The 20,427-nt window shown below is 51.3% G+C and carries 13 protein-coding genes and 1 pseudogene; 12 read left to right on the top strand and 2 right to left on the bottom strand.

The genetic code is table 11. The features are described 5' to 3' along the window. Window positions 1-12 precede the first annotated feature (12 nt). The 5 genes from OCT58_RS00385 to OCT58_RS00405 all read left to right on the top strand — a co-directional run bounded on the left by OCT58_RS00385 (window position 13) and on the right by OCT58_RS00405 (window position 12,108). Window positions 13-2,502, top strand: coding sequence for an ATP-dependent Clp protease ATP-binding subunit (locus OCT58_RS00385; RefSeq protein WP_267200836.1), 2,490 nt, complete (start codon window positions 13-15; stop codon window positions 2,500-2,502). 133 nt (window positions 2,503-2,635) lie between these two features. Further along, a complete protein-coding gene (locus OCT58_RS00390; RefSeq protein WP_267200837.1) occupies window positions 2,636-3,241 on the top strand; it encodes a TetR/AcrR family transcriptional regulator in 606 nt (201 codons plus the stop codon). A gap of 206 nt (window positions 3,242-3,447) precedes the next feature. After that, window positions 3,448-7,053 carry a DNA-directed RNA polymerase subunit beta gene (rpoB, locus tag OCT58_RS00395; protein ID WP_267200838.1) on the top strand — a complete coding sequence of 1,202 codons (3,606 nt, stop codon included), beginning with the start codon at window positions 3,448-3,450 and terminating at the stop codon, window positions 7,051-7,053. A 49-nt stretch (window positions 7,054-7,102) separates the two neighbouring features. Beyond that, window positions 7,103-10,738 carry a DNA-directed RNA polymerase subunit beta' gene (rpoC, locus tag OCT58_RS00400; RefSeq protein WP_267200839.1) on the top strand — a complete coding sequence of 1,212 codons (3,636 nt, stop codon included), beginning with the start codon at window positions 7,103-7,105 and terminating at the stop codon, window positions 10,736-10,738. Window positions 10,739-10,923: 185 nt separating this feature from the next. Beyond that, the gene (locus tag OCT58_RS00405; protein WP_267200840.1) at window positions 10,924-12,108 is read left to right on the top strand and encodes a DUF998 domain-containing protein; all 1,185 of its coding nucleotides are present in this window, start codon (window positions 10,924-10,926) and stop codon (window positions 12,106-12,108) included. Window positions 12,109-12,142: 34 nt separating this feature from the next. Here OCT58_RS00405 and OCT58_RS00410 read toward each other — a convergent pair whose 3' ends face one another. Together OCT58_RS00410 and OCT58_RS10445 are read right to left on the bottom strand one after the other, a co-directional pair. Continuing rightward, window positions 12,143-12,574, bottom strand: a complete 432-nt coding sequence (locus OCT58_RS00410) for a prepilin peptidase (protein ID WP_267200841.1) — start codon at window positions 12,572-12,574, stop codon at window positions 12,143-12,145. Then, a pseudogene (locus tag OCT58_RS10445) lies at window positions 12,575-12,829 on the bottom strand (prepilin peptidase); the annotation flags it as partial. Window positions 12,830-13,082: 253 nt separating this feature from the next. Between OCT58_RS10445 and rpsL the strand changes: the two are divergent. From rpsL to rplC, 7 genes are all read left to right on the top strand, one after another. Then, window positions 13,083-13,496, top strand: a complete 414-nt coding sequence (gene rpsL, locus OCT58_RS00415) for a 30S ribosomal protein S12 (RefSeq protein WP_267200842.1) — start codon at window positions 13,083-13,085, stop codon at window positions 13,494-13,496. A 20-nt stretch (window positions 13,497-13,516) separates the two neighbouring features. Beyond that, entirely contained in the window at window positions 13,517-13,987 is a 471-nt protein-coding gene (rpsG, locus tag OCT58_RS00420) for a 30S ribosomal protein S7 (RefSeq protein ID WP_267200843.1), read from the top strand. 125 nt (window positions 13,988-14,112) lie between these two features. Next, window positions 14,113-16,203, top strand: a complete 2,091-nt coding sequence (gene fusA / locus OCT58_RS00425) for an elongation factor G (RefSeq protein WP_267200844.1) — start codon at window positions 14,113-14,115, stop codon at window positions 16,201-16,203. A 169-nt stretch (window positions 16,204-16,372) separates the two neighbouring features. Next, complete coding sequence (locus OCT58_RS00430; protein ID WP_267200845.1) at window positions 16,373-17,707, top strand: amidohydrolase family protein; 1,335 nt, start codon at window positions 16,373-16,375, stop codon at window positions 17,705-17,707. 34 nt (window positions 17,708-17,741) lie between these two features. Beyond that, window positions 17,742-19,073 (top strand): uracil-xanthine permease family protein, encoded by a 1,332-nt coding sequence (locus OCT58_RS00435; protein ID WP_267200846.1) that lies wholly within the window; start codon window positions 17,742-17,744, stop codon window positions 19,071-19,073. A gap of 322 nt (window positions 19,074-19,395) precedes the next feature. Beyond that, entirely contained in the window at window positions 19,396-19,704 is a 309-nt protein-coding gene (gene rpsJ / locus OCT58_RS00440) for a 30S ribosomal protein S10 (RefSeq protein WP_267200847.1), read from the top strand. Between the two features lie 50 nt (window positions 19,705-19,754). Then, window positions 19,755-20,414: a 50S ribosomal protein L3 gene (gene rplC / locus OCT58_RS00445; protein ID WP_267200848.1), complete on the top strand. Its 660-nt coding sequence runs from the start codon at window positions 19,755-19,757 to the stop codon at window positions 20,412-20,414. Window positions 20,415-20,427 lie beyond the last annotated feature (13 nt).

The raw sequence follows: 20,427 nt of genomic DNA on the forward strand, positions 1-20,427 counted from the left end.
GGATGATTGTTGATGGATAACATGTTTACACCAAGCGCCAAACATGTCTTAGAAATTGCGCATGAACAGGCAAAATACTTTAAACACCAAGCTGTCGGCACTGAACACCTCCTGCTGGCTCTTTCCATGGATAAGGATGGAATTGCTAACAAGATCTTTGAGCAGTTCTCAATCACCAGTGACGACATTCGTGAAGAAATTGAACGACTGATCGGCTACGGAACGATGGACGATCTGGGCCCGGCGGATTACCTGCCATACTCGCCAAAGGCAAAGCAGGTACTGGCCATGGCCGGTCAAGAGGCCCAACAGATGCACACTTTAAAGATCGGGACTGAGCACCTTTTGCTGGCATTGATTGCTGACGACGGCGTGCTGTCGTCACGGATCCTGTACAGTCTCGATGTCCTGCCGCGTCAGGTTCGTAAGGTGACGCTGCGGCGGCTGGGAATTGCCGAAAGTCAGGTTCGCCAGCAACCGAATCAGCAGGGCAACAATGCGGCTGCTGCGGGGACACCGACCCTCGATAAACTGGCTCGGGACATGACCCGGCTGGCGCGCAGCCACAAACTTGATCCGGTAGTTGGCCGGAACAAGGAGATCAAACGGGTCATCCAGATTCTCAGCCGGCGGACCAAGAACAATCCGGTCCTGATTGGTGAACCGGGTGTCGGCAAGACCGCGATTGCCGAGGGTCTCGCTCAGCGGATGGTGGCCGGGACGGTTCCGGAAGAACTGGCTAATAAGCGGTTGATGGTCCTGGACATGGGCTCGCTGGTTGCGGGCACCAAGTACCGGGGCGAATTTGAAAACCGGCTGAAGAAGGTTATCGAGGAAATCCAAAACGACGGTCACGTGATCCTCTTTATCGATGAACTCCATACCTTGATCGGGGCCGGGGGTGCCGAAGGGGCGATTGATGCCTCCAACATCCTCAAGCCGGCCCTGGCCCGGGGAGAGTTGCAGACCATCGGGGCCACGACCCTGGATGAATACCAAAAGTACATCGAATCTGACGCGGCTTTGGAGCGGCGGTTCGCAACGGTTCAGGTTGACGAGCCAACCCCCGAAGACACTTTAAAGATTCTGAAGGGCTTGCGGCCAAAGTATGAGGAGCATCACCATGCTCAGATTACTGACGAGGCCTTAGAGCAGGCCGTTAAGCTTTCCGACCGTTACATCTCGGACCGTTTCCTGCCCGATAAGGCCATCGATTTGATGGATGAAGCGGCAGCCATGGTCCGGATCGACGCCGAGGAACGGGACGAACGCAAGCCATCCCTTGAAGATAAGCTGGATCAGCTGCGCTCTAAGAAGGAAGCGGCCATTGAAAACCAGGACTTTGACCAGGCGGCCCAGCTGCGTCAGGATGAATTAACCTTAAAGGCGGAACTGAATCGCCAAGCCAAACGGTCGGCCAAGGCGGATCAAAATGGTTACCAACTCAAGGTTACCGGCGAGGATGTGGCCCAGGTTGTTTCCGAATGGACCGGGGTACCGCTGACCCAACTGAAGAAGAGTGAAAGTGAGCGGCTGGTCAACCTGGAGCGGGTTCTCCACCAGCGGGTGATTGGCCAAGATGAGGCCGTCAGTGCGGTGGCCAAGGCGATTCGGCGGGCCCGGAGCGGGCTCAAGAACCCGAACCGGCCGATTGGTTCCTTCATGTTCCTGGGACCGACCGGGGTCGGGAAGACCGAACTGGCTAAGGCCCTGGCCGAAGCAATGTTTGGTTCGGAGGACAACATGATCCGGATCGACATGTCGGAATACATGGAAAAGTACAGCACTAGTCGGCTGATCGGGGCTGCCCCGGGCTACGTCGGCTACGACGAAGGGGGACAGCTGACCGAAAAAGTTCGTCAGCACCCGTACTCCGTTGTTTTACTGGATGAAGCCGAAAAGGCCCACCCGGACGTCTTTAACCTCTTGCTGCAGGTCTTGGATGATGGCTACCTGACCGATGCCAAGGGACGGAAGATTGATTTCCGTAACACCATCATCATCATGACTTCCAATCTAGGGGCCACCCAGCTCCAGGATGAAAAGGAGGTTGGCTTCGGTGCCAAGGACCTCAGTCAGGATTACAATGCGATGGCGGCGGCCATTAAGCAGCAGCTGAAGCTTCACTTCCGGCCCGAATTTTTGAACCGGATTGACGAGACAATCATTTTCCACTCCCTCAACAAGAAAGAGTTGCATCAGATTGTCAAATTAATGGCAAACGAGCTCAGCGAACGGATTGCCGGCCAGGGGATTGACCTCAAGATTACGCCGGCGGCCATGGATGAGATTGCTAAGCTGGGCTACAACCCGGCATACGGTGCCCGGCCGTTGCGGCGCTCCCTGCAGGATCATGTTGAGGATGGTCTCAGCACGGCCTTGCTGGCGGGCCAGATCAAGGCTGGCGACGAGGTAACGATCGGTGCCAACCATGGTAAACTGACAATGAAGGTTAAGAAACCGGCAGATGCCAAGCCGGTTTTGGTAAAACTCAGTGATTAGAATGAACGAGGGGAGCAGCCATGAAAATGGGCTTGCTCCCCTCGTTCAGTGCCGAATTCTGTGAAATCGTTGTCATAACAGCTGATTCGGCATTATAATAGATTAATACGTGAATGAATGAGGAGTGAATTAAATGCGACGTACGGAGCAGCTTGAGAAGACCCGGCAGACGATCTTACGGACCGCTACCCGTCTTTTCTTGCAACGGGGGTTTGGTCAAACCTCAACTCGGGATATTGCTAAGGAGATTGGGATTACCCAGCCAGCTTTATACCATCATTTTAGTGATAAGGAAGTTCTTTTTCTGGAAGTAATGACGCGCTTTTCATCGAAGGTGCGCCAGGATATTAACAAGGCCCTGCGCAAGCACGATTTGTCACCGGAAGATCAACTGTATGAAATTGTGAAGGCCTTGCGCCGCCACCACCCAATCAGTATTTATGAACAATACAATCAGGCGATGCGGCTCCTCTCCAAGAGTGCCCAGCGGAAATTCAACATGATTTTCATGATGGATTACCTGGACCCGATTGGTGATTACTTCAAGCAGCCCGAGGTGCACCTGCGTGGCGACCTGCTGCCCAAGGAGGCAGCGGAGTTATTCTTGGCCAGCCTTACTCCAGTTTTTGGAACCTACCAGATGATCGGTGGGCACGCTATTAACAATGAGCAGCGAACCAAACTAATCCTAGATTGCATTATCAACGGCATGACGAAGAAACCCGAAGTTAACGATTGACAATTGAAGAACACACGGTTATACTAATAAAGTATGTAATTTGTGAGTTCATTTGAGCGCGATGATCTATTGTCCATCGTGCTCTGCAATAAAACCAAAGACAGTTCATGACTGTTTTTGGATTTTTTTTGCCCAAAAGTTGGATTTTGGTGAAATTGTAATCAAAATGTAATATTTGGAAATGGCTCACCCAACAAATTAGAGAGGTGAACAGTTTGGCCGGACATTTAGTAAAATACGGTAAGCACCGTACCCGTCGTAGTTACTCCCGGATTAAAGAAGTTCTCGAGTTGCCTAACCTGATTGAAATCCAGACCGACTCTTACAAGTGGTTCATGGATAAAGGGCTGCGGGAAATGTTTGATGACATTATGCCAATTGATGACTTCCAAGGAAAGCTTTCCCTGGAATTCGTCGACTATCAACTTTTAGAACCAAAGTACACGATTGACGAAGCGCGTGAACACGATGCAAACTATTCTGCACCACTGCACGTGACCCTGCGTCTTACTAACCACGAAACTGGCGAAATCAAGTCCCAAGACGTCTTCTTTGGGGATTTCCCACTGATGACTGATCAGGGGACCTTCATTATCAATGGTGCCGAGCGGGTAATTGTTTCCCAATTAGTTCGTTCCCCAGGTGTCTACTATAATGAAGAGACCGACAAGAACGGCCGGCCAAGTTACGGGGCAACCTTTATTCCAAACCGTGGTGCATGGCTGGAATACGAAACCGACGCCAAGAACGTTTCCTACGTCCGGATCGACCGGACGCGGAAGCTGCCAATGACCGAACTGGTTCGGGCATTGGGCTTCGGTTCCGACGATGAAATCATCGACATGTTCGGTGGTGACAGCGAAACCCTGTCACTGACCTTGGACAAGGATGTCCACAAGAACGCTGAGGATTCCCGGGTTGAGGAATCCTTAAAGGACATTTACGAACGTCTGCGTCCAGGTGAACCAAAGACCGCTGACTCCGCTCGGAACCTTCTGACGGCGCGGTTCTTTGATCCAAAGCGTTACGACATGGCTCCGGTTGGCCGTTACAAGACCAACAAGAAGCTGATGCTCAAGTACCGGCTGCTGGGTGAAACCCTGGCAGAAACTCTGGCGGACCCAGACACTGGTGAAGTGCTGGCACAAAAGGGCGACACGGTAACCAAGGAAGTTCTGAAGAAGCTGGAACCATACCTGGACCGCGATGACTTCAAGATGGTTACCTACACGCCATCCGACGAAGCTGTTGTAACCGACCCGGTTAAGCTGCAGAAGGTCCTGGTTTACTCCAAGACTGACCCTGACCGCGTTGTGCCAATCATCGGCAATGGTCACATTCCATTGGAATACAAGCACATCGAACCAGCCGATATTCTGGCTTCTTTGAACTACTTCTTCAACTTGCAAGAAGGCATTGGTTCCACCGATGATATCGACCACTTGGGTAACCGGCGGATTCGTTCCGTGGGTGAATTGCTGCAAAACCAATTCCGGATTGGGCTTGCCCGGATGGAACGGGTAGTTCGTGAACGGATGTCAATTCAAGATCCTGACACCGTGACGCCACAGCAGCTGATCAACATTCGGCCAGTGGTAGCTTCCATCAAGGAATTCTTCGGTTCATCCCAGCTGTCCCAGTTCATGGACCAGACCAACCCGCTGGGTGAATTAACCCATAAGCGGCGTCTGTCCGCCCTGGGTCCTGGTGGTTTAACTCGTGACCGGGCCGGCTATGAAGTCCGGGACGTGCACTACACCCACTATGGCCGGATGTGCCCAATCGAAACGCCTGAAGGTCCAAACATCGGTCTGATCAACAGTCTGTCTTCCTACGCCCGTGTTAACAAGTACGGCTTCATTGAAACCCCATACCGGCGTGTTTCCTGGAAGACCCACAAGGTTACTGACAAGATCGATTACTTAACGGCCGACGAAGAAGATAACTTCGTGATTGCTCAGGCCAACTCGCCATTAACTGATGATGGTTCATTTGTTGACAAGCAAGTTATGGCCCGTGACAAGGATGAATACGTTGAAACTAGTGTTGAAAACGTCGATTACATGGACGTTTCTCCAAAGCAAGTTGTCTCCGTCGCTTCCGCATGTATTCCATTCCTTGAAAACGATGACTCCAACCGTGCCCTGATGGGTGCTAACATGCAGCGGCAGGCGGTTCCTCTGATTAACCCGCACGCGCCACTGGTAAGTACCGGGATTGACTACAAGGCAGCCCATGACTCTGGGGTAGCCATGATTGCCAAGAAGCCAGGAACGGTTGAATACGTTGATGCCCGTGAAGTACGGGTTCGTGAAGACGATGGCTCCTTAGACACTTACAAGCTGATGAAATTCCGTCGTTCTAACGGTGGTAAGAACTACAACCAGCGGCCAATCGTCAAGGTCGGCGAGCACGTTGACGCTGATGACGTTTTAGCCGATGGTCCATCAATGGAACAGGGTGAACTGGCCCTGGGTCAAAACCCACTGATCGCCTTCATGACTTGGCAAGGATACAACTTCGAAGATGCCATCGCTATTAGCGAACGCCTTGTTAAGGATGATGTTTACACGTCCATTCACATCGAGTCCTACGAGTCCGAAGCTCGGGAAACCAAGTTGGGGCCTGAAGAAATGACTCGTGAAATTCCAAACGTCGGTGACGACGCTTTGAAGGACCTGGACGAAGACGGAATTGTTCGTGTCGGTGCTGAAGTGCACGACGGCGACATCCTGGTTGGTAAGGTGACGCCAAAGGGAATGACGGAACTGTCCGCAGAAGAACGGCTGCTCCACGCCATCTTTGGTGAAAAGTCCCGTGAAGTTCGTGATACCTCACTGCGGGTTCCTCACGGCGGTGGCGGAATTATCCAGGACGTTAAGATCTTTACCCGTGAAAACGGGGACGAACTGTCACCAGGTGTTAACACCATGGTTCGGGTCTACATCGCCCAGAAGCGGAAGATCCAGGTTGGTGACAAGATGTCCGGTCGTCACGGTAACAAGGGTACTGTTTCCATCGTTGTGCCTGAAGAAGATATGCCATACATGCCAGACGGGACGCCAATTGACATCATGCTGAGTCCAATGGGTGTGCCATCCCGTATGAACATCGGGCAGCTGCTCGAATTGCACTTGGGGATGGCTGCTAAGCGTCTTGGTATTCACATGGCAACGCCAGTCTTTGATGGTGCCACCGACAAGGATGTTTGGGACGCCGTTCGTGAATCCGGGTTCCCTGAAGACGGGAAGACCGTGCTTTACGATGGCCGAACCGGTGAACCATTTGAAAACCGGGTTGCCGTTGGTTCCATGCACTACCTGAAGCTGGCTCACATGGTTGACGATAAGATCCACGCCCGTTCAACTGGTCCTTACTCACTGGTTACGCAACAGCCACTGGGTGGGAAAGCCCAGTTCGGTGGTCAGCGGTTTGGTGAAATGGAGGTTTGGGCCCTCGAAGCTTACGGGGCTGCCTACACTCTCCAAGAAATTCTGACTTACAAGTCCGATGATACCGTTGGTCGTGTTCGGACCTACGATGCGATCATCAATGGTCAGCCAATTCCAAAGCCGGGTGTTCCAGAATCATTCCGTGTGCTGGTCAAGGAACTGCAAGCACTTGGTCTGGACATGAAGGTCTTGGATGGTGACCACAAGGAAGTTCAATTAAAGAACATGGATGAAGATGACTCTGAAGTTGTCAGTGTCGATGCCTTGGCTAAGTATGCCGAGCAGCATAATGCCGACAGTCAGAAGAAGGACGCTGCAAAGGCCTCATCTGCATCAAAGACTGAAGATAAAACAAAGTAAGACTAACCGTTCTTCAACCGAGATTTACTGAAATAAGGAGGAACATCCTTTGATTGATGTCAATAAATTTGAAAGCATGCAGATCGGTCTGGCTTCTCCAGATAAGATCCGTAGCTGGTCGTATGGTGAGGTCAAGAAGCCAGAAACGATCAACTATCGGACCTTAAAGCCGGAAAAGCAGGGTCTGTTTGACGAGCGAATCTTTGGCCCAACTAAGGACTACGAGTGTGCTTGTGGTAAGTACAAGCGGATTCGTTACAAGGGTCGGATTTGTGACCGTTGTGGTGTCGAAGTTACTAGTTCCAAGGTTCGTCGTGAACGGATGGGCCACATCGAATTAGCTGCCCCGGTTTCCCACATCTGGTACTTTAAGGGAATCCCAAGCCGGATGGGTCTGGTATTGGACATGAGCCCACGTTCCCTGGAAGAAGTTATCTACTTCGCTTCCTACGTTGTTTTGGATCCTGGTGACACTCCACTGGAAAAGAAGCAATTGCTTTCCGAAGCGGACTACCGTGAAAAGAAGCAGGAATACGGCAACCGCTTCACTGCTGAGATGGGTGCCGCTGCGGTTAAGAAGCTTTTGGCCGACGTTGACCTGCAAAAGGAAGCTAATGAACTGAAGGAAGAGCTCAAGGAAGCCACGGGTCAAAAGCGGACCCGGGCCATCCGGCGTCTGGACATCCTGGAAGCCTTCATTAAGTCCGGCAATAAACCGGAATGGATGGTCATGGACGTTATTCCAGTTATGCCACCGGACCTGCGTCCAATGGTTCAGCTGGAAGGTGGCCGGTTCGCTACTTCCGACTTGAACGATCTCTACCGGCGGGTTATCAACCGGAACAACCGGTTGAAGCGCCTGCTGAAGTTGCAAGCTCCTGGAATCATCGTTCAAAACGAAAAGCGGATGCTGCAGGAAGCCGTTGACGCCCTGATCGATAACGGTCGGCGGGGTCGTCCAGTGGCCGGTCCTGGTAATCGTCCGCTCAAGTCCCTGTCCCACCTGCTCAAGGGTAAGCAAGGTCGGTTCCGTCAAAACCTGCTTGGGAAGCGGGTTGACTACTCTGGTCGTTCCGTTATCGATGTTGGTCCATCCCTGAAGATGAACCAAATGGGTCTGCCGGTTCCGATGGCTCTGGAACTCTTCAAGCCATTCATCATGCACGAACTGGTTAAGCGGGGCCTGTCCGCTAATGTTAAGGCTGCCAAGCGCAAGATTGACCGCCGGGACGACGATGTCTTCGATGTTCTGGAAGACGTCATCAAGGAACACCCAGTACTGCTGAACCGGGCACCTACTCTGCACCGGCTTGGTATTCAGGCCTTTGAACCAATCCTGGTTTCCGGGAAATCAATGCGTCTGCACCCGCTGGTATGTACCGCCTACAACGCCGACTTCGATGGTGACCAGATGGCCATTCACGTGCCGCTGTCCGACGAAGCCCAGGCGGAAGCACGTCTCTTAATGCTGGCTGCCCACCACATTCTGAGTCCGCGTGACGGTGAACCAATCGTGGCCCCATCTCAGGATATGGTTATCGGTAACTACTACATGACCACTGAAGATAAGGGTCGTGAAGGTGAAGGAATGATCTTCAAGAACACCGACGAAGCCGAAATGGCCTACCGGAACGATTACGTTTCCCTGCAGACCCGGGTTGGTGTTCAGGTTTCCTCATTCCCTGACAAGCCATTTACTGACGAACAGCGGAACAAGATCATGGTAACCTCCGTTGGTAAGCTGATCTTCAACCGGATCATGCCAAAGGACTTCGCCTACATCAACGAACCAACTGACGCTAACATTCACGACGGTGTGGATGATAAGTACTTCTTAAACCCTGGTGAGGACATTCACGAATACTTGGAGAATGCTCCACTGGTTCCACCATTCAAGAAGGGCTTCTTATCCGACCTGATTGCCGAAGTTTACAAGCAATACAAGGTTACGAAGACCTCCCAGTTCCTGGACCGGATCAAGGACCTTGGTTACTACGAATCCACTATTTCTGGCCTGACGACCGCGATGTCCGATATTCACGATCTGCCTGAAAAGCCAGCAATCCTGGACAAGGCCCAGAAGCAGGTTGACCTGATCACCAAGCAGTTCCGCCGTGGTCTGATTACGGACGACGAGCGGTACGAACGGGTTATCGGTGCTTGGAACGACGCCAAGGACGAGGTTCAAAACAAGCTGATTGAGCACATGGATATCCACAACCCAATCAACATGATGTCCGACTCCGGTGCCCGTGGGAACATCTCCAACTTTACCCAGCTGGCCGGAATGCGTGGTCTGATGGCCGCACCAAACGGTAAGATCATGGAACTGCCTGTTAAGTCCAACTTCTATGAAGGGCTGTCCGTCCTGGAAATGTTCCTGTCCTCACACGGTGCTCGTAAGGGGATGACCGATACCGCCCTGAAGACCGCCAACTCAGGTTACCTGACCCGACGGCTGGTTGATGTTGCCCAGGACGTGGTTGTTCGTGAAAAGGACTGTGGGACTGACCGTGGTCTAGAAGTAACCGCCATTACCAATGGGAACGAAATGATCGAACCACTGTACGACCGGATCATGGGTCGTTACACGATGAAGTCCGTCTTTGATCCAAAGACTGGCGAAAAGATCGTCGGCAAGAACGTTCTGATTGACGAAGAAATGGCACAGAAGATCGTTGATGCTGGTGTCAAGAAGGTGACGATTCGTTCTGTCTTTACTTGCAACACTGAACACGGTGTTTGTGAACGTTGCTACGGCCGGAACGCTGCTACCGGTGACCGGGTTGAAATGGGTGAAGCCGTTGGGACAGTTGCCGCTCAGTCAATTGGTGAACCAGGTACCCAGCTGACCTTACGGAACTTCCACACTGGTGGTGTTGCCGGCAACGAAGATATCACTCAAGGTCTCCCTCGTGTGCAGGAAATTGTTGAAGCCCGGAATCCAAAGGGTCGTGCAACGATTACCGAAGTTACCGGGGCAGTTGAATCGATCGAAGAAAACCCAGCTGAACGGACTAAGGACATTACCATCAAGGGTGAAACCGACACGCGGACTTACACCCTGCCAATTACGGCCCGGATGGAAGTCGCTGAAGGTGACTTTGTTCACCGTGGAACCGCACTGAACGTTGGTTCCATTGATCCAAAGGAACTGATTCAGGTTCGTGACGTTCTGTCTACTGAAACCTACCTGCTGGCTCAGGTTCAGGGCGTTTACCGGATGCAGGGGATTGACCTGCTGGATAAGCACGTTGAAATCATGATTCGGCAGATGATGCGTAAGGTTCGGGTCATGGATCCTGGTGACACCGATCTGTTGCCTGGTCAGACGATGGACATTGGTCAATTCCGTGATGCCATCAAGAAGACTCTCTACGCCGGTGGAATTCCGGCCACGGCTCGTCCACTGATCCTCGGAATCACCAAGGCGGCTCTGGAGACCAACAGTTTCCTGTCTGCTGCTTCGTTCCAGGAAACCACGCGGGTCCTGACCGATGCTGCCATTCGTGGCAAGAACGATCCACTGGTCGGCCTGAAGGAAAATGTTATCATTGGGAAGATCATTCCTGCTGGGACAGGGATGCCAACTTACCGGAACATTAAGCCAAAGGAAGTTAGTGTTGCTGCTTACTCCATCAAGGACTTAGAAGCCAAGATGAAAGAGGAAGACAAGCAAAACTAAGCTTGTGGACAAGTAAAGAGGCTGGGGAATTATCCCAGCCTCTTTTTTTGATAACGTGGAAAATAACCGTGGGACTAGTGCCTAGCTACGGACGAAAGCCGACGCCTTCAGCGCCGACTCCCGTCCTAGGCTAGGGTCCCACTTTGATGGTTATTTCCCACTCACTTATAACGTGAGGTGTTTCTTTGACTAAAAAATATCAAATTGAGATTCCTGAGTCAGCTCTGGAACAAACGGATTTTAAACCTGGTGATCAGCTGGCCCTGAGCGTTAACCACAAGCAGCTCGATCTGCGTCCGGCACGGGTGATTGACCAGCTGCCCCAGATCAGCTTTTGGTGGTATGCCCTCCCGGCGGCCATCATGACGGTAGTCTTCTACCTGTTTTTCCGCTCGATTAACTATCATGGTGCGGTGCCACTGACCGGCAGTGACTATTCACTGGCCAACGGTGCCCTGGTCCTGGGGGTCGTCTCTGGTTTAGTAACCTTTGTGGCGACCTTCGTGATCGAAAAGCTGCGTAAAACGGGACCGGCCAAGGATTTTTACTGGCGGAGCCTGCCGCCGCTGGCAATTGCCTGTGGATTGATCATGCTGTTCTCTTTTACGGCGGTCTTCTGGCTGCTTGGGCAGATGTTTATGGATGCCCGCTTTGACCTCTACACGTCGACCTTCTTTCTCTTCGTAATTGATGCCGGGGTCAATTACATCATGATCAATCTGGCCATGACCCTGACCTCGGGCGTGGTAACCAACCTGCTTACGATCATGATCATCGGGGGGATGCTCTTTTCGATGCTGACGAATTCGTCACGGGACTGGTGGAAGCACAACTTCAGCTTCCTGGGAACGGCGCAGAATTCGGCTAATCTTCAATTCAACGTCACCCTGATCTTCTCCGGCTTGCTGATGATGGTGTTAGTAGACTATCTATTCGTTAACGTTCAGAAGCACTACAAGGGCAAGCGAGTCCTGGTGCTCCGCTGGCTGCTCTATATGCTGTCGGCTTGCGTAGCCGCGATTGGTCTTTTCCCTAATGACCCGCAGTACCACGTTCTTCACGATCGGATCTCGATGTGGTTGGTCTACATTATGCTGATCATTATCGTGTTGGTACGCTGGATTTTGCCGGAAGTAACCCGCCAGTTTCTGATCCTGTCCTACATCATGGGCGCTTTGATGGGCCTAGGCTACATCTTCTTTAAGCTCAGCGACTATCTTTCGCTGACTGCTTTTGAGCTTTTGGAATTCGGCCTGGCCTTTTCCTGGCTCCTCTTATTATTGCAAAACATTGAAAACCTGGCCCGCTTTGGGCATAACCTCTTCCTGGTGAAAATCGTGCCGGATGAGGATGAAACAAAGGACCAATAGGACTAACCGCTCCGCTTGTGGGGCGGTTTTTTCTTCATGGGCTAAAAAGCAAGACGAGAATGGTAGCCAGACAAAGGGCTGGTAAAAAAGGAAGACGGATTGAAGCACGGGCAAGAGCAAAGCAGGGAAGAATTAGCAAACAGGCGCTCAGTAAGAGAAGCGCACCTTGATACCAGCCAAAGAAAAAGAAGATAACGGCCAGGTACATCAAGTCGCCGCTGCCCATCCCGTGGCGGGGCAGGGTCAGTAAACCGATCAGGATGAGAAAGCAGGTACCAATCAGGATGTCGCTCAATGCTAGCCAGTGCCAATCCGGCAACAGACCTGCCAGGGGAGTGAGACCGAGCAAACTGAGTGGGTAGAGAACCTGGTAGAGGAGGTCAGTGGTGGCGATGAAGAGCAGCGTCATCAGAAAAATGAGGACGAGGGCGTTGTGGAGGATGCCCGTACCGCTGCAGCAAAACATTAAGAGACCGCACCCGGCTTCGCTAAGTGGCCAATAGGGATTGATCGCCTGGCGACAAAAGCGGCAGCGTCCAACCTGAAAAAGATAGCCAAGGATCGGAAGCAGCTGCCACCAGGAAAGTTCACGTCGACAGTGCTCACAATAAGAACGGTGAGGTGAGAGCGGAGACTGCCCTTGGCCCAGCCGGTAGGCGCAGAGATTAACAAAGGATGCCATACAAGTCGCAAGGACAATAAAAAGTGATTGGATAAGCATAAAAATTCCTCCTACTAGATTAGTACGGCAAAAAGCGCCAAAAGCATTAAATTAAATTTTGCTGTCTCGCGTTGACATTCCCCAGGGGACGTGATAGTCTATTGAAGGTGCTTTTTTAGCAACGGAGTGTCTGTCGTTGGGCAGACTGTGCGTCAATGAAGGCACGACAATCTAATATTCATCCAGTCATTTTTTTATTTTCAAAAAAGAACCGCCTGGATGTGTGGACTTAAATCAAGGAAGGGGAAAAATTATGCCAACCATTAACCAATTGGTACGTAAGGGCCGTAAGAGCCACCGTGGCAAGTCAAAGTCACCAGCTCTGGGCTATGTTTACAACACTTTTAAGAAGGAAGAAGTTAAGACTCCATCACCGCAAAAGCGTGGGGTTGCTACCCGTGTCGGAACGATGACTCCTAAGAAGCCTAACTCAGCTCTGCGGAAGTACGCCCGTGTACGTCTTTCCAACCTGATCGAAGTTACTGCTTACATTCCTGGTATTGGTCACAACCTGCAGGAACACTCAGTTGTCTTAATCCGTGGTGGTCGTGTTAAGGACTTGCCTGGGGTTCGTTACCACATCATCCGTGGTACCCTGGATACTGCCGGTGTTGAAGGCCGGATGCAGTCACGGTCCAAGTACGGTGCCAAGAAGCCGAAGAAGTAATTTTAAGGAGGAGTTAAGTAATGCCACGTAAAGGACATGTACAAAAGCGTGAAATTTTACCAGATCCAGTGTACAACTCAAAGCTGGTTACGAGCTTAATCGACCACTTGATGGTTGATGGTAAGCGCGGAACTGCTACCAAGATTCTGTACGCTGCCTTTGACCAAATCAAGGAAGAAACTGGCAACGATCCAGTTGAAGTTTTCCAACAAGCAATGGAAAACGTTATGCCTGTACTGGAAGTTAAGGCTCGTCGTGTTGGTGGTTCCAACTACCAAGTTCCGATCGAAGTTCGTCCAGACCGGCGGACTACTTTAGGTCTTCGTTGGATTGTTCAATACGCACGGCTGCGTGGGGAACACACGATGGTAGAACGGCTTTCCCGTGAAATCATCGATGCTTCCAACAACACTGGTGCTTCTGTTAAGAAGCGTGAAGACACTCACCGGATGGCTGAAGCTAACCGGGCCTTCGCACACTACCGCTGGTAATCACTGTCGATTGAAACCAGCTGCTTAGCAGGTTACAATTAAGGGGTGACGTTATTACTGAATGATCGTCATCCCTTTTTCTAAAAATGACGATTTAATTGTACGGAAGGAGATACACTTACAAGATGGCTAACAAGCGTGAATACCCTCTTAATAAGACCCGTAACATCGGGATCGTAGCCCACATTGATGCCGGTAAGACGACTGCTACTGAGCGGGTTCTTTACTACACTGGTAAGATTCACAAGATTGGTGAAACCCACGATGGTGCTTCACAAATGGACTGGATGGATGAAGAAAAGGAACGTGGTATCACTATCACGTCCGCTGCCACCACTGCCGTTTGGAAGGATTACCGGATCAACATTATCGATACCCCAGGACACGTTGACTTCACTGTCGAAGTTGAACGTGCACTCCGGGTGCTGGATGGTGCGATCGTTATCCTGGACGCCCAGGCCGGGGTTGAACCACAGACCGAAACTGTTTGGCGTCAGTCCGACGACTTCAACGTTCCGCGGATCATCTTCGCTAACAAGATGGATAAGATTGGTGCGGACTTTGATTACTCCGTTCAAACGATCAAGGATCGTCTGAACGTTACTCCGCTGCCAATCCAAATGCCAATTGGTGCTGAAGACGACTTCAAGGGTGTTGTTGACCTGGTTAAGATGTGCGCCTACGTTTACGACGAAGATAAGCTGGGGACTAACTGGGACACCGATGAAATCCCAGCTGACATGAAGGATGAAGCCGAAAAGCGTCATGACCAACTGCTTGAAACACTGGCTGACGTTGACGACACCATCATGGAAAAGTACCTGAACGGTGATGAAGTTTCCGTTGATGAAATGAAGGCTGCTATCCGTAAGGGTACCCTGAACGAAGACTTCTACCCAGTTCTGGCTGGTTCTGCTTACAAGGATAAGGGTATCCAGATGCTGCTGGACGCCGTTATCGACTACCTGCCATCACCACTGGACGTTAAGCCATACGTTGCCCACGATGAAGATGGGAACGAAGTTGAACTGAAGGCCGACGACAAGGCACCATTCGCTGCCCTGGCCTTCAAGATTGCTACCGACCCATTCGTTGGTCGTCTGACCTTCCTGCGGGTTTACACTGGTTCTCTGCAATCTGGTTCTTACGTTCTGAACGCTACCAAGGGCAAGCGTGAACGTGTTGGTCGTCTGCTGCAGATGCACTCCAACCAGCAACACGAAATTCCAGAAGTATTCTCTGGTGATATCGCCGCTGCCATCGGTCTGAAGAACACCGGTACTGGTGACTCCCTGACCGACCCAGATCACCCACTGCAACTTGAATCCATGGACTTCCCTGACCCAGTTATTCAGGTTTCCGTTGAACCTAAGTCCAAGGCCGACCAGGACAAGATGGACCGTGGTCTGCAAAAGCTGGCTGAAGAAGACCCAACCTTCAAGGCTGAAACCAACCCTGAAACTGGTGAAACGCTGATCGCCGGGATGGGTGAATTGCACTTGGACATCATTGTTGAACGTCTGCGTCGTGAATTCCACGCCGAAGTTACTGTTGGTAAGCCACAAGTTTCCTACCGTGAAGCATTTACCAAGACGGCTAGTGCCCAAGGTAAGTTCGTTCGGCAGTCTGGTGGTAAGGGTCAATACGGTGATGTATGGATCGAATTTACGCCACTGGAAGAAGGTAAGGGCTTCGAATTCGAAGACGCCATTGTCGGTGGGGTTGTTCCACGTGAATTTATCCCAGCTGTTGAACAAGGTCTGAAGGAAGCTATGCAAAACGGTGTGCTGGCCGGTTACCCACTGGTTGACATGCATGCTAAGCTTTACGATGGTTCTTACCACGAAGTCGACTCTAGTGAAGCAGCCTTCAAGGTTGCCGCATCCCTCGCTCTGAAGAATGCTGCTAAGAAGGCTGACCCAGTAATCCTTGAACCTATCATGAAGGTTGACATTGTTGTTCCAGAAGACAACATGGGTGACGTTATGGGTCAGGTTACTGCTCGTCGTGGGACCATCGAAGGGATGGAAGAACGTGGTAACGCTCAACAGATCCACTCCTACGTTCCACTGTCAGAAATGTTTGGTTACGCTACTGCTCTGCGGTCTGCTACCCAGGGTCGTGGTACCTTCACGATGTCCTTCGACCACTACGCACCAGTGCCGAAGTCAATCCAAGAAGATATTATTAAGAAGAACGGTAAGGGCAACGACTAATCTGGTTGCTTAAACCGTTAAAAAAGATCGGTGAATGCCGGTCTTTTTTCTTTTAAAAAATAGTTGAACCTTTTACCTCCTTGGGGACTTAAAAAGCAATTATTAACGAATAAATGATTATTTACATCATCTAATGTTCGTGTTAGACTACAGAAAATGAAACGAGGGAGTGAAGCAATTGATTATTCACGGACCGGCCTTTACCGCTTTGGATGTCGATCACGTTCAGGCGTTGGCGGACTGCTTGGTGGTCATCGATGAGCACGGCTGGATCGAGCGGGTGCTGACCCCGGACGACCAGGACTTCGAGCGGGTTCGGCAAGCAGCCAAGGGGGCGGACCAGCTAAGAGAGCTTGCCAAGGGCGAGTACCTTTTGCCCGGCTTTATTGACCTTCACGTTCACGTACCCCAGTGGCCGCAGGCGGGGTTGGCCTTGGATCGGCCACTAGAGGAGTGGCTCAACCACTACACCTTTCCCCTGGAGGCCAAGTTTAGCGACCGTGACTTCGCGGCGCGGGTCTACCAGGACTTTGTTCACACCCTGTTGGCTCACGGGACCACAACGGCAATGATGTTTGGCACCATCCACGTGGCCGCCAACCTAGAGCTGGCGGCCCAGTGTCGTCGGCAGGGGTTGCGAGGCTTCATCGGACAGGTGACCATGGACAATCCTGAAGAGACGCCGGAATACTACCGCGATGCTTCACCGGCGGCGGCCTTGCGGGCGAGTGAAGACTTTATTCAGCATGTTCAAGAAACGGCCAGGGCCGACGAACTGGTGACGCCGGTAATCACACCACGCTTCGTGCCCAGCTGTACGGCTCAAACACTGGCGGGCTTGGGGAGACTGGCAGCCAAGTACGACCTGCCGATCCAATCCCACGTGAGCGAGAGTAACTGGGAGAGCCAGTACGCCATCGATCACTTTGGTATGCACGATGCTGCGACGCTGGATTACTTTGGCTTGCTGACCCATCGGGCGGTGATGGCCCACGGTACTCAGTTAACACATGAAGACATGGAGCTATTGAAAGAACGACAGACCGCGCTGACACATTGCCCGATCTCAAATGCCTATTTTGGCAATGGAGTTTTGCCAGTACATTACCTATTGAAAAATGGGAATCGGCTAGGACTGGGATCTGATATTTCAGGTGGTTACACACCGAGTCTCTACCATAATATTCGTCAGGCAGTGAAGTCTTCCCGGATGCTAGAGGATGGTGTTGATAGCAATCAACCGGCAAGCGAGCGGGGCGTTGCTACATCCCGGATCACGGTAACTAACGCCTTTTACCTGGCTACGGTCGGCGGGGCCAGGGCCCTTAACATCAAGAGCGGGCAGATCAAAGCCGGCTATCGGGCGGACTTACAGGTTGTTCGCGCACACCCTAGTTTTACTGCGCTTTCGACGCAGGATGTCTTTGAACGGCTGCTTTATCAGACGGAGGCGGCCGATGTTCAAGACGTCTATGTCAATGGTCACCTAGTTTACGAGAATTAATTTTGATAATGGCACAGGAGGAATTTTAGAAATAATGGATGAAAAAGCACATTTGTTGATCGGACCGGACGAAAAGGTGCCGGCCGGTGAAGCCGCTTTGCTCGGCTTGCAGCACGTTCTAGCGATGGACGTCTATGTTCCACCGATTATCCTGGCGGGTCTTCTGGCGATGGGTTCCGCCGATTCCACGGCACTCTTGCAGGCAACCTTCTTAGCGGCTGGGATTGGAACGATCCTGCAGACGGCCTACTTTATGAAGATGCCCGTTTCTCAGGGGCCGTCCTTCGTTCCACTGACGGCGGCCGCGGGGGTGGTTCTTGCCAGTGGCGGCGTTCACGGCGGCGGGATGGCGACCTTAATGGGTTCACTCCTGATCGGGGCCTTGCTTTTGATCCTCTTAGGATTGAGTGGGGTCTTTCAGAAGATCATTAACCACCTGGTACCCGCGGTAGTTGGTGGAACGATCATCACTTGCGTGGGCTTATCACTGATTCCCTCGGCCTTAAACGATAATATCTTTGAGGCCAAGGGGAACGTCTATCAGAACATGGAGCTGGCCGCCGTTACGGCCCTGGTCTTGCTGGTCTGCGTTGCCATCAGCATTCGCTTTCCACGGGTACAAAAGATCTTTAAGACCGGTTCGATCGTGATTGCTCTCCTGGTCGGCACGGCCTTGAGTGCAACGATGGGCCGCCTTGATGCCAGCTCGGTTGCGGCAGCACCGTGGTTCAGCTTGCCGCAGCGGACCGTCTTCTACTGGGGAATGCACTTTAACGGCACAGCAATCCTGACTTTTATCATCATCTATGCCATCCTGACAACGGAAACCACCGGGACCTGGTTCGCGATGGGAGCCGTCACCAACCACCAGATCACCAAGAAGCAGTGGAATCGTGGGATCATCGGTGAGGGGCTGAGCTGCCTGGTCGCCACGATTACCGGAACGACGCCAGTGACCGGTTACTCGACCAATGCCGGGATCATTTCGATCACTGGGGTGGCTAGTAAGCGGGTCTTCATCTCGGCTGGCTTCTGGTTCATCGTCCTCGGCTTCTGTACAAAGCTGTCGGCCTTTCTGGCTGCCATTCCGGCACCGGTGATCGGCGGTGTCTTTGCAATCATTACCGTGACGATTATGCTTAACGGGCTAAACGTTATCCGCAACATTAAGACTGGCGAGAGCGATCTTTATGTCATTGGGTTACCAATCATCCTGACGATTGCCCTGGTACTGATTCCTAAGAAGATCACTGCTGCGGCTCCCCAGGTGGTCCAATACCTGCTCGGTTCTCCAATTGCGGTTGCGGCCTTGACGGCGATCATTCTGCACCTCTTGATGCCAACCAAGCAGACCAAACTTTCCTAATATAATATATAGAAGAAACAAGAAAAATGCGCGTGAAAAAAATTTCGCGCATTTTTTTCTTGCCATTTTTGAAACCGATTTTCGTTACAAAAATATTTCAGTCGAAATTAATTGCTTTAAAGACTTGATCTGACGGCGATTCTTTAGTATTATGGATAGGTGCTTGAGCGTTGGCGGGTAGTTTTGCCCTACCCCCATAGAAGTTTAAGCTGCGAAGCGTTGATGCGGAAGGTTGCGACACACCCGGCCGCTTTGCCACAGGATGTGGCGGTAATTTCCGCGGAGCTAGTCAAATTTTAAATCTGACGAAGGAGGGAACATAATGGCAAAACAAAAGATTCGTATTCGGTTAAAGGCTTATGAACACCGTATTCTCGATGAATCTGCTGATAAGATCGTGAATACCGCTAAGCGGACAGGTGCTCAAATCTCAGGTCCAATCCCGTTACCAACTGAACGGACTATCTACACGGTTATCCGTTCACCACACAAGTACAAGAAGTCTCGGGAACAGTTTGAAATGCGGACCCACAAGCGTTTGATCGACATCATCGACCCAACGCCAAAGACGGTTGACTCATTAATGAAGCTTGACCTGCCAAGTGGTGTTGATATCGAAATCAAGCTGTAATTATTTCTTATCAGATTAAAAATCAAAACAATTAAATTGGAGGTGTACTCATGGCCAAAGGAATCTTAGGTAAAAAGGTTGGTATGACTCAAATCTTCACTGACAACGGTGAATTGGTACCAGTTACTGTTATCGATGTAACGCCAAACGTTGTTATGCAAATCAAGACCGTTGAAAACGATGGTTACAACGCTGTTCAACTTGGTTTTGACGACAAGCGCGAAATCTTGAGCAACAAGCCTGAACAAGGTCATGCAGCAAAAGCAAATACGACCCCTAAGCGCTTCATCGGTGAAATCCGTGACGCTGAATTAGGGGATATCAAAGTCGGCGACGAAGTCAAGGCAGACGTCTTCTCTGAAGGTGAAACTGTCGACGTTACGGGTACTACCAAGGGTCATGGTTACCAAGGTAACATCCACAAGGATAACCAATCTCGTGGACCTATGGCGCACGGTTCTCGTTACCACCGTCGTCCTGGTTCTCTGGGTGCCATCATTAACCGGGTATTCAAGGGTATGAAGCTCCCAGGTCGGATGGGTAACAAGACCGTTACGATGCAACACTTACAAGTTGTTAAGGTCGACTTAGACAACAATGTTCTGTTGATCAAGGGTAACGTTCCGGGCGCTAACAAGTCTTACGTTACGATCAAGAACTCTGTGAAGGCTAACACCAAGAAGAGCCTGAGCAAGCAACACAACAAATAATCAGAAAGGAGGA

It is taken from the genome of Limosilactobacillus kribbianus, assembly GCF_026413145.1.
GTDB classification, from domain to species: domain Bacteria; phylum Bacillota; class Bacilli; order Lactobacillales; family Lactobacillaceae; genus Limosilactobacillus; species Limosilactobacillus kribbianus.

Bases quoted from the DNA above. Each gene is read 5' to 3' on its own strand.
- fusA (WP_267200844.1), top strand. From the start codon at position 14,113: ATGGCTAACAAGCGTGAATACCCTCTTAATAAGACCCGTAACATCGGG.
- OCT58_RS00385 (WP_267200836.1), top strand. From the start codon at position 13: ATGGATAACATGTTTACACCAAGCGCCAAACATGTCTTAGAAATTGCG.
- rpsJ (WP_267200847.1), top strand. From the start codon at position 19,396: ATGGCAAAACAAAAGATTCGTATTCGGTTAAAGGCTTATGAACACCGT.
- OCT58_RS00435 (WP_267200846.1), top strand. From the start codon at position 17,742: ATGGATGAAAAAGCACATTTGTTGATCGGACCGGACGAAAAGGTGCCG.
- OCT58_RS00390 (WP_267200837.1), top strand. From the start codon at position 2,636: ATGCGACGTACGGAGCAGCTTGAGAAGACCCGGCAGACGATCTTACGG.
- rpsL (WP_267200842.1), top strand. From the start codon at position 13,083: ATGCCAACCATTAACCAATTGGTACGTAAGGGCCGTAAGAGCCACCGT.
- rplC (WP_267200848.1), top strand. From the start codon at position 19,755: ATGGCCAAAGGAATCTTAGGTAAAAAGGTTGGTATGACTCAAATCTTC.
- OCT58_RS00410 (WP_267200841.1), bottom strand. From the start codon at position 12,574: ATGTTTTGCTGCAGCGGTACGGGCATCCTCCACAACGCCCTCGTCCTC.
- rpsG (WP_267200843.1), top strand. From the start codon at position 13,517: ATGCCACGTAAAGGACATGTACAAAAGCGTGAAATTTTACCAGATCCA.